The sequence below is a fragment of the Pseudomonas sp. YH-1 genome (assembly GCF_051990045.1).
Classification (GTDB): domain Bacteria; phylum Pseudomonadota; class Gammaproteobacteria; order Pseudomonadales; family Pseudomonadaceae; genus Pseudomonas; species Pseudomonas nicosulfuronedens.
The window spans coordinates 1,081,965-1,093,366 of record NZ_CP178184.1 but is presented as its reverse complement, the minus strand read 5'-3'; the positions used below and the strand labels follow the sequence as shown (position 1 = coordinate 1,093,366).

Sequence of the window (11,402 nt, the reverse complement as noted above, 5' to 3'; positions counted from 1 at the left end):
CCTTCCCGACAGGGTTATCATTTCCCCTGACCCGCTCATTCAAAGGCGCCTGACGACTTATGCACAGGCATCCGCCTGCATAAACATAATCATCGCTTCAATCTTTAAAAAAGAGATTTCCCTTCTTTCTATAGATTTTGTATCCGGGCCTGGTTGGAAATTGACCTGACCGCCCGATTTCACTAGAATCGCCGGTCTCTTTAAACGGGGTCACTGCGACCTCATGTCGTCAAACCCAGGTACCGAATCATGAAACGTACTTTCCAACCCAGCACCCTCAAGCGCGCTCGCGTGCACGGCTTCCGCGCTCGCATGGCCACCAAGAACGGTCGTCAGGTTCTGTCGCGTCGTCGCGCCAAGGGCCGCAAGCGTCTGACCGTCTGATTTGTCTGACACAGGTGGTGAGTCGAGATTTCAGCCGGGATAAGCGTCTTCTGACAGCCCGGCAATTCACAGCAGTCTTCGACTCCCCCACCTCCAAGGTTCCCGGCAAGCACATCCTGCTGCTGGCGCGCGAAAACGGTCTCGATCACCCCCGTCTGGGCCTGGTGATCGGCAAGAAGAACGTCAAGCTCGCCGTCGAGCGCAACCGCCTCAAACGCCTTCTCCGTGAATCCTTCCGCCATCACCAGCAAAAGCTGGCTGGCCTGGATATCGTGGTGATTGCGCGCAAAGGCCTTGGTGATCTGGAGAATGAAGAACTGCACCAGCAGTTCGGCAAGCTCTGGAAACGCCTGTTGCGCAACCGGCCCAGCCCGGAACCTTCGACAGAATCTCCGGGAGTGGCCGACAGTTCCCATGCGTAGACTGGCGCTGTTACTGATCCAGTTTTACCGCTACGCCATCAGTCCCATGATGGGCAGGCACTGTCGTTTCTACCCCAGCTGTTCCTGCTACGCGCAGGAAGCCATTGAAACCCATGGTTTCCTGCGTGGTGGCTGGCTGGCCGCTCGTCGCCTAGGCCGCTGCCACCCCTGGCATCCCGGTGGCTACGATCCGGTACCGCCAGATCCTTCCAAGCCCGCCCCTTCCTCGACGGCCGAGTAACCATGGACATCAAACGTTCAATCCTATTCGTCGCCCTGGCAATCGTGTCCTACGCGCTGGTTCTCCAGTGGAACAAGGACTACGGCCAGCCCGAACTGCCGGCGCAGACCGCGACCTTCAATCAGACTGAAGGCCTGCCGGACACCTCCGTGCCTGCCGGCAATGCGGCCAATGCCGACGTACCCACCACGCAGAACGCCCAGGCCAGCCTGCCCAATGAGCAGAAGCCGGCGGCAACCAGCGACCAGCTGATCCGCGTGAAGACCGATGTCCTGGACCTGACCATCGACCCGCGCGGCGGCGACGTGATCAAGCTTGGCCTGACCCAGTACCCGCTGCGCCAGGACCGCCCGGACGTGCCGTTCCCGCTGTTCGAGCGTGACAACCAGCGCACCTATCTGGCCCAGAGCGGCCTGACCGGCGCCAATGGTCCGGATGCCGCTGCCAGTGGTCGCCCGCTCTACGCCTCGGCCAAACCCGTCTACGAACTGGCCGACGGCCAGGACCAGATGGTCGTCGACCTGACTTATGCACAGGATGGCGTGAGCTACATCAAGCGCTTCACCTTCCACCGCGGTCTGAAAAACGACTGCACCGAGAAGGAAAAGGCGCAGAAGAAGCTCGAGTGCATCAACCCCAATGCCTATCAGGTCGGCGTGACCTACCTGATCGACAACCAGAGCGACAAACCGTGGAACGCCTCGCTGTTCGCCCAGCTCAAGCGTGATGCCAGCGTCGACCCGTCCTCCACCACCGCTACCGGCGTATCGACCTACCTCGGCGCTGCGGTCTGGACCCCTGAAAAGCCCTACGTGAAAGTGTCCATGAAGGACATGGACAAGGAGCAGTTCAAGGAAACCGTCCAGGGTGGCTGGGTAGCCTGGCTGCAGCACTACTTCGTCACCGCCTGGGTTCCCGCCAAGGGCGATACCCACAGCGTGATGACCCGCAAGGACGCCCAGGGCAACTACATCGTCGGCTACACCGGTCCCAACCTGACCGTTGCGCCGGGTGCCAAGGGCGAAACCAGCATGACCCTGTACGCCGGCCCGAAACTGCAGGCGTACTTGAAGGAGCTGTCTCCGGGCCTGGAACTGACCGTCGACTACGGTCCGCTGTGGTTCATCGCCCAGCCGATCTTCTGGCTGTTGCAACATATCCACAACCTGGTGGGTAACTGGGGCTGGTCGATCATCTTCCTGACCATCGTCATCAAACTGGCCTTCTTCCCGCTGTCCGCCGCCAGCTACCGTTCCATGGCCCGCATGCGCGCCGTGTCGCCGAAACTGGCAGCACTGAAGGAACAGCATGGCGACGATCGCCAGAAGATGTCCCAGGCGATGATGGAGCTGTACAAGAAGGAGAAGATCAATCCGCTGGGCGGCTGCCTGCCGATCCTGGTGCAGATGCCGGTCTTCCTTTCGCTGTACTGGGTACTGCTGGAAAGCGTCGAGATGCGCCAGGCTCCGTGGCTGGGCTGGATCGTCGACCTCTCGGTGAAGGATCCGTTCTTCATCCTGCCGATCATCATGGGCGCTACCATGCTGGTTCAGCAGATGCTCAACCCAACTCCGCCGGACCCCATGCAGGCCAAGGTGATGAAGCTGATGCCGATCATCTTCACCTTCTTCTTCCTGTGGTTCCCGGCTGGCCTGGTCCTCTACTGGGTTGTGAACAACTGCCTGTCCATCGCGCAGCAGTGGTACATTACCCGCCGGATCGAAGCGGCGACGAAGAAGGCTTCTGCCTGATTCCGTCCCCGCAGACGATCGACAAGACGCCCCCTCGTGGGGCGTTTTGCTATGTGGATAACCTTGCTTCCCCGCGAGCCACGACAACCACCGCGAGACCGTCGCCATGAATGCAGCCCGTGAAACCATCGCCGCCGTCGCCACCGCCCAGGGTCGTGGCGGTGTAGGCATCGTCCGCGTCTCCGGTCCCCGTGCTCGCGCCATGGCCATCACCCTCAGCGGCCGCGAGCCACAACCGCGTTACGCCCACTACGGGCCGTTCCACGCCGACGACGGTGATGTCATCGACGAAGGCCTGCTGCTGTACTTCCCCGGCCCGAACTCCTTCACCGGCGAAGATGTGCTCGAACTGCAGGGGCATGGTGGGCCCGTGGTCATGGACATGCTGCTGCAGCGTTGCCTGGAGCTTGGCGCACGCCAGGCTCGCCCTGGCGAGTTCAGCGAACGCGCCTTCCTCAACGACAAGCTCGACCTGGCCCAGGCCGAAGCCATTGCCGACCTCATCGAAGCCAGCTCGGCCCAGGCCGCTCGCAACGCAGTCCGCTCGCTGCAGGGCGAGTTCTCGCGTCGTGTACATAGCCTGACTGACCAGTTGATCGGGCTGCGCATGTACGTCGAGGCTGCCATCGACTTCCCCGAAGAGGAAATTGACTTCCTCGCCGATGGCCATGTCCTTTCGCAGCTTGATGCGGTACGCGAGGAACTCGCTTCCGTACTGCGCGAAGCTGGTCAGGGCGCGCTGCTGCGCGACGGTATGACCGTGGTCATTGCCGGGCGTCCCAACGCCGGCAAATCCAGCCTGCTGAACGCCCTCGCGGGGCGTGAAGCCGCCATCGTCACCGACATCGCCGGCACCACCCGTGATGTACTGCGCGAACATATCCACATCGACGGAATGCCACTGCATATCATCGATACCGCCGGCCTGCGCAGTACCGATGACCATGTGGAAAAGATAGGCGTGGAGCGCGCGCTGAAAGCCATCAACGAGGCGGATCGAGTCCTCCTGGTAGTCGACTCCACTGCGCCGGAGGCCAGCGATCCCTTCGCGCTGTGGCCTGAATTCCTCGACAGCCGACCCGACCCGGCACACGTGACGCTGATTCGCAACAAAGCGGATTTATCCACAGAGAACATCGGGCTGGAAGAAAGCGCTGACGGCCACGTCACGATCACTCTGTCCGCCCGTTCCGGCAATGGCCTGGACCTGCTGCGCGAACACCTCAAGGCCTGCATGGGCTTCGAACAGACCTCCGAGAGCAGCTTCAGCGCCCGCCGGCGTCATCTGGAGGCCCTGCGCCTGGCGGGAGACAGCCTCGAGCACGGACGCGCACAGCTCACCCTGAGCGGCGCGGGCGAGCTGCTCGCCGAAGACCTGCGGCAGGCCCAGCAAGCCTTGGGCGAGATTACCGGGGCCTTCACGCCGGACGACCTACTGGGACGCATCTTCTCCAGCTTCTGCATCGGCAAGTAATCCACAACACTGCTTTCCCCTACCGGTGACGGGTCTGTCTCGTCACCGCGCCGCCTGCTGTCCGGCATTCTTTGCTCTGTACAACTATCCACAGCCAGAATTTAAACAAGATGCCCAATATACGCGGCCTACTGGCCATTAATCAGAGGCTCCACAGGCATTCTTGAACCCTGTGGAAAAGTCGCGTACAGCTAGGTTAACAACACCTGCATCAGCCTGTTGATAAAGATGCCTGTTGATAACAGCTCACTTAATCCACAAGCTGAACACGGGAGATCCCCCGTCACCCTACAGAATCGACACAGGTTTGTTAGTCGCTGAAACCCAAGCTGGGTCTGCCTTAGGAGTGGTTATCCACAGAAAACGGCTTCACCATACATAAACACAAGCTCTAAAAAGATTTAAAAAAGTTCCTCTCTTTTATTTTCTATAGAAGCGCACAGTCGCCATTGGCTATTTTTTGTTCAGGTGCCTTCAATCGAGAGCCCTTAAGCCCTATACTGTCCGGCTCTCTTCTTTCTCCTTGATCAACAGGCACGAGGTGCGTGGTGGATTTCCCTTCCCGTTTTGACGTGATCGTGATCGGCGGCGGCCATGCCGGCACAGAGGCCGCACTAGCGGCTGCACGCATGGGCGTGAAGACGCTGCTGCTCACCCACAATGTGGAAACCCTTGGCCAGATGAGCTGCAACCCCGCCATCGGTGGGATCGGCAAAAGCCATCTGGTGAAGGAAATTGATGCGCTGGGTGGTGCCATGGCACTGGCCACCGATAAGGGCGGCATCCAGTTCCGTGTGTTGAACAGCCGCAAAGGCCCGGCAGTCCGTGCGACCCGAGCCCAGGCAGACCGTGTCCTCTACAAGGCCGCTGTGCGCGAGATCCTGGAGAACCAGCCGAACCTGTGGATATTCCAGCAAGCCTGCGATGACCTGATCGTCGAGCAGGATCAGGTGCGCGGCGTGGTGACTCAGATGGGTCTGAAATTCCACGCGGATAACGTCGTCCTTACCGCGGGCACTTTCCTCGGTGGACTTATCCACATCGGCCTGCAGAACTACTCCGGTGGCCGTGCCGGTGATCCGCCCTCGATCGCCCTGGCGCGACGCCTGCGTGAACTGCCGCTGCGTGTGGGTCGCCTGAAGACCGGTACTCCACCGCGCATCGATGGCCGCAGTGTCGACTTCAGCGTGATGACCGAGCAGCCCGGCGATACACCGATCCCGGTGATGTCCTTCCTTGGCAACAAGGAAATGCACCCGCGCCAGGTCAGTTGCTGGATCACCCACACCAACGCGCGGACCCACGAGATCATCGCCTCCAACCTCGATCGCTCGCCCATGTACTCCGGCGTGATCGAAGGGGTCGGCCCGCGCTACTGCCCGTCGATCGAAGACAAGATTCATCGTTTTGCCGACAAGGATAGCCATCAGGTCTTCCTCGAGCCGGAAGGCCTGACCACCCATGAGCTGTACCCGAACGGCATCTCCACTTCGCTGCCCTTCGATGTTCAGCTGGATATCGTCCGCTCGATCCGCGGCATGGAGAACGCGCACATCGTTCGCCCGGGTTATGCCATCGAGTACGACTACTTCGACCCGCGCGACCTGAAGTACAGCCTGGAGACCAAGGTCATCGGCGGGCTGTTCTTCGCCGGCCAGATCAACGGCACTACCGGCTACGAAGAAGCCGGCGCCCAGGGGCTGCTCGCCGGCGCCAACGCCGCTTTGCGTTCGCAGGGCCGTGACAGCTGGTGCCCGCGCCGCGACGAGGCGTACATCGGTGTACTGGTCGACGACCTGATTACCCTCGGCACCCAGGAGCCGTACCGCATGTTCACTTCGCGCGCCGAATACCGGCTGATCCTGCGCGAGGACAACGCCGACCTGCGCCTGACCGAGAAAGGTCGCGAACTGGGCCTGATCGACGACGAGCGCTGGGCGGTGTTCGAAGCCAAGCGCGAAGGCATCGAGCGTGAAGAGCAGCGCCTGAAGAGCACCTGGGTTCGCCCGAACACGCCACAGGGCGATGCCATCGCCGAGCGTTTCGGTACGCCGCTGGCCCACGAATACAACCTGCTGAACCTGTTGGCGCGTCCGGAAATCGATTACATCAGCCTGGCCGAGGTGACCGGCGCCGGCGTGGAAGACCCGCAGGTGGCCGAGCAGGTCGAAATCCGCACCAAGTACGCCGGCTACATCGATCGCCAGCAGGACGAGATTGCGCGCCTGCGCGCCAGCGAAGACACCCGTCTGCCTGTGGATATCGACTACCAGTCGATTTCCGGGCTGTCGAAGGAAATCCAGCTCAAGCTCGGTAACGCCCGGCCGGAAACCTTAGGCCAGGCGGGACGCATTCCGGGTGTGACCCCGGCGGCGATCTCCCTGCTGCTGATCCATCTGAAGAAACGCACCTCCGGCCGTCAGCTGGAGCAGAGCGCCTGATGTCCCTGATCTCTTCCCGCCACGCCGAAGAGCTCGCGCATGGCATCCAGACGCTCGGCCTGGATATCGACGCTGCCACCCAGCAGCGCCTGCTGGACTATCTGGCCTTGCTGGCCAAGTGGAACAAGGCCTACAACCTCACCGCCGTGCGTGATGTGGATGAAATGGTCTCCCGCCACCTGCTCGACAGCCTGAGCATCGTTCCGCCGTTCGAAGCCGCGGGCGGCGATCGCTGGCTGGACGTGGGCAGCGGTGGCGGTATGCCTGGCATTCCGCTGGCGATCCTGTTCCCTGGCAAGTCTCTGACTCTGCTGGATAGCAACGGCAAGAAGACCCGCTTCCTCACCCAGGTGAAGCTGGAACTCAAGCTCGACAACCTGCAGGTTATCCACAGCCGGGTGGAAGCCTTCCAACCCGAGCTGCCGTTCAATGGCATCGTTTCCCGAGCTTTCAGCAGCCTCGAAGACTTCACCAACTGGACGCGTCACCTGGGAGACACCCAGACCAACTGGCTGGCCATGAAAGGCATACACCCCAGCGACGAGCTCGCGGCACTCCCGGAAGATTTCCGGGTCGAAGCCGAACGCGCTCTGGCGGTGCCGGGTTGCCAAGGCCAGCGCCATCTGCTGATACTGCGCCGCACTGCATGACGGGGAGTGGGGAAAACCATGGCTAAGGTATTCGCGATCGCCAACCAGAAGGGTGGCGTCGGCAAGACCACGACCTGTATCAACCTCGCGGCATCGCTGGTCGCCACCAAGCGACGCGTGCTGCTGATCGATCTCGATCCACAGGGCAACGCCACCACCGGCAGCGGTGTGGATAAGTTGTCCCTGGACCATTCCATCTACGACGTGCTCACCGGCGAATGCGACCTGGCCCAGGCCATGCAGTTCTCCGAGCATGGCGGCTACCAGCTGCTGCCCGCCAACCGCGACCTCACCGCGGCGGAAGTGGTGCTGCTGGAAATGGACATGAAGGAACACCGGCTGCGCCACGCGCTGGCGCCGATCCGAGAGAACTACGACTTCATCCTCATCGACTGCCCGCCGTCCCTGTCGATGCTGACGGTCAACGCCCTGTCCGCCTCGGACGGCGTGATCATCCCCATGCAGTGCGAGTACTACGCGCTGGAAGGACTGACCGACCTGATGAACAGCATCCAGCGCATCGCCGAGCGACTGAACCCGGCGCTGAAGATCGAAGGCCTGCTGCGCACCATGTACGACCCGCGCATCAGCCTGACCAACGACGTCAGCGCGCAGTTGCAGGAACACTTCGGCGACAAGCTCTACACCACCGTGATCCCGCGCAACGTGCGATTGGCCGAGGCACCCAGCTTCGGCATGCCGGCGCTGGTCTACGACAAGCAATCGCGCGGTGCCCTCGCCTACCTGGCGCTGGCCGGCGAGCTGGTGCGCCGTCAGCGCGCCGCTCGCACCACCGCCCCCGCCTAAGAGATTAAGGAACCCGCATGGCCGCCAAGAAACGAGGTCTCGGACGCGGGCTGGACGCCCTGCTCAGTGGCTCCAGCGCCGCTACGCTGCAGGAAGAAGCCGTTCAGGTGGACAGCAAGGAGCTGCAACACCTGCCGCTGGACCTGATCCAGCGCGGCAAGTACCAGCCCCGCCGCGACATGGACCCGCAGGCCCTCGAAGAACTCGCCCAGTCGATCAAGGTCCAGGGCGTGATGCAGCCGATTGTGGTGCGCCCGATCGACAAGGGTCGCTACGAGATCATCGCCGGCGAGCGCCGCTGGCGTGCAAGCCAGCAGGCCGGCCTGGACAAGATCCCGGCCATGGTCCGCGAAGTGCCGGACGAAGCCGCCATTGCCATGGCGCTGATCGAGAACATCCAGCGCGAGGACCTCAACCCCATCGAGGAAGCGGCCGCGCTGCAGCGCCTGCAGCAGGAATTCCAGCTGACCCAGCAACAGGTCGCCGACGCCGTGGGCAAATCCCGCGTGACCGTGGCCAACCTGCTGCGCCTGATCGCCCTGCCGGACGAGATCAAGACGCTGCTTTCGCACGGCGACCTGGAAATGGGCCACGCCCGTGCCCTGCTCGGATTGCCCGAGAATCGGCAGGTTGAAGGTGCGCGACATGTTGTCGCACGCGGCTTCACGGTGCGTCAGACCGAAGCACTGGTGCGCCAGTGGCTCAACGCCCCCGAGGAACCTGTCAAAGCGGTCAGGACCGATCCGGACATCAGCCGCCTGGAACAGCGCCTGGCCGAGCGCCTGGGCGCTCCGGTGCAGATTCGCCATGGGCAGAAGGGCAAGGGCCAGTTGGTAATCCGCTACAACTCCCTCGATGAGCTCCAGGGCGTCCTCGCCCACATACGCTGATACGAACGTAGCATGTAGGGGTCGTCGGAAATCACTACCTGACGGTTGAATGGGTATGCAGCGCCCCCTATACTCTGCGCGCAATTTTGTCGGCACAAAGTATGCCAAGTTGTTGATTTGTGAAGCCGACACCAGAGGACTGTGAGCTAGAGATGGAACCCCGCAAGCCCGAACGTTTGCCCGTCCATCATCAACCGGCGTTTCGCCTGTTGCTCGTCCAGCTGGTGGTGCTGCTTATCGGTGCAGCAACCCTGTGGTTTGCCCAGGGATCGGTCGCAGGCTATTCCGGATTGCTCGGGGGCCTGATTGCGTGGTTGCCGAATCTGTACTTTGCTCGCAAGGCGTTCCGTTACAGCGGTGCGCGTTCTGCCCAGCTGATAGTCCGGTCCTTTTATGCCGGTGAAGCGGGAAAACTGATTTTGACGGCAGTGCTCTTCGCACTGACGTTTGCAGGTGTGAAGCCCCTGGCGCCGCTGGCGCTGTTCGGCCTCTACCTGCTGACCCTCGCGGTCAGCTGGTTTGCACCCCTGCTGATGCGAAACACATTTACAAGACCTTAGAGCGATTGAGGCAAACATGGCAGCAGAAAGCGCTTCGGGTTACATCCAGCACCACTTGCAGAACCTGACCCTGGGTCGTCTGCCGGATGGTTCCTGGGGGTTCGCCCACACCGCCGAACAAGCCAAGGAAATGGGCTTCTGGGCATTCCACGTTGATACCCTGGGTTGGTCCGTATTCCTCGGCCTGGTGTTCATCCTTATCTTCCGCATGGCAGCCAAGAAGGCCACCAGCGGTCAACCTGGCGGCCTGCAGAACTTCGTCGAAGTTCTCGTGGAGTTCGTCGACGGCAGCGTGAAGGACACCTTCCACGGCCGTAACCCGCTCATCGCACCGCTGGCGTTGACCGTGTTCGTCTGGATCTTCCTGATGAACCTGATCGACCTGGTACCCGTGGACTTCCTGCCGCTCGCGGCTCAGGCAGTCACCGGCAACGAGCACCTGTTCTTCCGCGCCGTAGCCACCACCGATCCGAACGCCACCTTCGGCATGTCGATCGCGGTCTTCGCGCTGATCATCTTCTACAGCATCAAGGTCAAGGGCATCGGCGGCTTCCTCGGCGAACTGACCCTGCATCCGTTCCACAGCAGCAACATGGTGGTTCAGATCATCCTGATCCCCGTGAACTTCCTGCTGGAGTTCGTGACCCTGATCGCCAAGCCGGTATCCCTGGCACTGCGTCTGTTCGGCAACATGTATGCCGGCGAGCTGATCTTCATCCTGATCGCCGTGATGTTCGGTTCCGGCATCCTCTGGCTGGGCGGCATGGGCGTCGTGCTGAACTGGGCGTGGGCCGTGTTCCACATCCTGATCATCACCCTGCAGGCCTTCATCTTCATGATGCTGACCATCGTCTACCTGTCGATGGCCCACGAAGACAGCCACTGATCCAAAGATTCTATGCGCCCACTCTCCTTCGGGAGTGGGCGTAAGAAGAGCTTCACCACCTTAACTTGCTTCAACCTTTAACCAACACGACAAAAAAGTCGGGAGGAAAAATGGAAACTGTAGTTGGACTCACTGCTATCGCCGTTGCTCTGCTGATCGGTCTGGGCGCTCTGGGTACCGCCATCGGCTTCGGCCTGCTGGGCGGCAAGTTCCTGGAAGGCGCTGCGCGTCAGCCGGAAATGGTTCCGATGCTGCAGGTCAAAATGTTCATCGTCGCCGGCCTGCTCGACGCCGTGACCATGATCGGCGTTGGTATCGCTCTGTTCTTCACCTTCGCTAACCCGTTCATTGCTCAGGTTGCCCAGTAATTTCCGCAACGCGGAAATCTGTGACTGAACAACGAACGAGCGAGGTATTGGCGTGAACATTAATGCAACTCTGATCGGCCAGGCCATCGCGTTCGCCATCTTCGTCCTGTTCTGCATGAAGTTCGTATGGCCTCCGGTCATCGCGGCTCTGCACGAGCGTCAGAAGAAGATCGCCGACGGCCTGGACGCTGCCAACCGCGCGGCTCGTGACCTGGAACTGGCTCACGAGAAAGCGGGTCAGCAACTGCGCGAAGCCAAGGCTCAGGCAGCCGAAATCATCGAGCAGGCGAAGAAGAGCGCTAACCAGATCGTTGACGAAGCCCGTGATCAGGCCCGTGCCGAAGGTGATCGCATGATCGCCCAGGCCAAGGCCCAGATCGAACAGGAACTCAACAGCGTCAAAGACGCCCTGCGTGCCCAAGTGGGTGCCCTGGCTGTCTCCGGCGCCGAGAAGATCCTGGGTGCTTCGATCGATGCCAACGCGCAAAAGCAGCTGGTTGATCAACTGGCCGCCGAGATCTAAGCAGA

Annotated in this window: 13 protein-coding genes; all 13 read left to right on the top strand. The window is 61.3% G+C overall.

What is annotated here, in order from left to right:
- The first annotated feature begins 249 nt into the window (after positions 1-249).
- The 13 genes from rpmH (at position 250) to ACKI1H_RS04870 (ending at position 11,397) form a co-directional block, all read left to right on the top strand.
- The gene (rpmH, locus tag ACKI1H_RS04930) at positions 250-384 is read left to right on the top strand and encodes a 50S ribosomal protein L34 (RefSeq protein ID WP_003100258.1); all 135 of its coding nucleotides are present in this window, start codon (positions 250-252) and stop codon (positions 382-384) included.
- A gap of 14 nt (positions 385-398) precedes the next feature.
- The gene (gene rnpA, locus ACKI1H_RS04925) at positions 399-806 is read left to right on the top strand and encodes a ribonuclease P protein component (RefSeq protein ID WP_081518987.1); all 408 of its coding nucleotides are present in this window, start codon (positions 399-401) and stop codon (positions 804-806) included.
- Entirely contained in the window at positions 799-1,047 is a 249-nt protein-coding gene (yidD, locus tag ACKI1H_RS04920) for a membrane protein insertion efficiency factor YidD (RefSeq protein ID WP_015479779.1), read from the top strand. Before rnpA ends, yidD begins: the two co-directional genes overlap by 8 nt.
- A 2-nt stretch (positions 1,048-1,049) precedes the next feature.
- Complete coding sequence (gene yidC / locus ACKI1H_RS04915; RefSeq protein ID WP_138520022.1) at positions 1,050-2,798, top strand: membrane protein insertase YidC; 1,749 nt, start codon at positions 1,050-1,052, stop codon at positions 2,796-2,798.
- A 106-nt stretch (positions 2,799-2,904) separates the two neighbouring features.
- Positions 2,905-4,272, top strand: a complete 1,368-nt coding sequence (gene mnmE, locus ACKI1H_RS04910; protein WP_138520023.1) for a tRNA uridine-5-carboxymethylaminomethyl(34) synthesis GTPase MnmE — start codon at positions 2,905-2,907, stop codon at positions 4,270-4,272.
- Between the two features lie 548 nt (positions 4,273-4,820).
- Positions 4,821-6,713, top strand: coding sequence for a tRNA uridine-5-carboxymethylaminomethyl(34) synthesis enzyme MnmG (gene mnmG / locus ACKI1H_RS04905; protein WP_440467794.1), 1,893 nt, complete (start codon positions 4,821-4,823; stop codon positions 6,711-6,713).
- Entirely contained in the window at positions 6,713-7,363 is a 651-nt protein-coding gene (rsmG, locus tag ACKI1H_RS04900; RefSeq protein ID WP_440467793.1) for a 16S rRNA (guanine(527)-N(7))-methyltransferase RsmG, read from the top strand. Before mnmG ends, rsmG begins: the two co-directional genes overlap by 1 nt.
- 18 nt (positions 7,364-7,381) lie before the next feature.
- Positions 7,382-8,170, top strand: a complete 789-nt coding sequence (locus tag ACKI1H_RS04895) for a ParA family protein (protein ID WP_024765005.1) — start codon at positions 7,382-7,384, stop codon at positions 8,168-8,170.
- A 17-nt stretch (positions 8,171-8,187) separates the two neighbouring features.
- Positions 8,188-9,060, top strand: coding sequence for a ParB/RepB/Spo0J family partition protein (locus ACKI1H_RS04890; protein WP_138526700.1), 873 nt, complete (start codon positions 8,188-8,190; stop codon positions 9,058-9,060).
- A gap of 152 nt (positions 9,061-9,212) precedes the next feature.
- A complete protein-coding gene (locus ACKI1H_RS04885) occupies positions 9,213-9,620 on the top strand; it encodes a F0F1 ATP synthase subunit I (RefSeq protein ID WP_138526701.1) in 408 nt (135 codons plus the stop codon).
- A 16-nt stretch (positions 9,621-9,636) separates the two neighbouring features.
- Positions 9,637-10,506 (top strand): F0F1 ATP synthase subunit A, encoded by an 870-nt coding sequence (gene atpB / locus ACKI1H_RS04880; protein ID WP_017518843.1) that lies wholly within the window; start codon positions 9,637-9,639, stop codon positions 10,504-10,506.
- 110 nt (positions 10,507-10,616) lie between these two features.
- Positions 10,617-10,874 carry a F0F1 ATP synthase subunit C gene (gene atpE, locus ACKI1H_RS04875; RefSeq protein ID WP_003457994.1) on the top strand — a complete coding sequence of 86 codons (258 nt, stop codon included), beginning with the start codon at positions 10,617-10,619 and terminating at the stop codon, positions 10,872-10,874.
- A gap of 52 nt (positions 10,875-10,926) precedes the next feature.
- Complete coding sequence (locus tag ACKI1H_RS04870) at positions 10,927-11,397, top strand: F0F1 ATP synthase subunit B (RefSeq protein ID WP_017518842.1); 471 nt, start codon at positions 10,927-10,929, stop codon at positions 11,395-11,397.
- Positions 11,398-11,402 lie beyond the last annotated feature (5 nt).

What these genes read in the sequence shown, in the direction of transcription:
- rpmH (WP_003100258.1), top strand. Translation starts at nt 250, where the DNA reads ATGAAACGTACTTTCCAACCCAGCACCCTCAAGCGCGCTCGCGTGCAC.
- yidD (WP_015479779.1), top strand. Translation starts at nt 799, where the DNA reads ATGCGTAGACTGGCGCTGTTACTGATCCAGTTTTACCGCTACGCCATC.
- yidC (WP_138520022.1), top strand. Translation starts at nt 1,050, where the DNA reads ATGGACATCAAACGTTCAATCCTATTCGTCGCCCTGGCAATCGTGTCC.
- mnmE (WP_138520023.1), top strand. Translation starts at nt 2,905, where the DNA reads ATGAATGCAGCCCGTGAAACCATCGCCGCCGTCGCCACCGCCCAGGGT.
- rsmG (WP_440467793.1), top strand. Translation starts at nt 6,713, where the DNA reads ATGTCCCTGATCTCTTCCCGCCACGCCGAAGAGCTCGCGCATGGCATC.
- ACKI1H_RS04895 (WP_024765005.1), top strand. Translation starts at nt 7,382, where the DNA reads ATGGCTAAGGTATTCGCGATCGCCAACCAGAAGGGTGGCGTCGGCAAG.
- ACKI1H_RS04890 (WP_138526700.1), top strand. Translation starts at nt 8,188, where the DNA reads ATGGCCGCCAAGAAACGAGGTCTCGGACGCGGGCTGGACGCCCTGCTC.
- ACKI1H_RS04885 (WP_138526701.1), top strand. Translation starts at nt 9,213, where the DNA reads ATGGAACCCCGCAAGCCCGAACGTTTGCCCGTCCATCATCAACCGGCG.
- atpB (WP_017518843.1), top strand. Translation starts at nt 9,637, where the DNA reads ATGGCAGCAGAAAGCGCTTCGGGTTACATCCAGCACCACTTGCAGAAC.
- atpE (WP_003457994.1), top strand. Translation starts at nt 10,617, where the DNA reads ATGGAAACTGTAGTTGGACTCACTGCTATCGCCGTTGCTCTGCTGATC.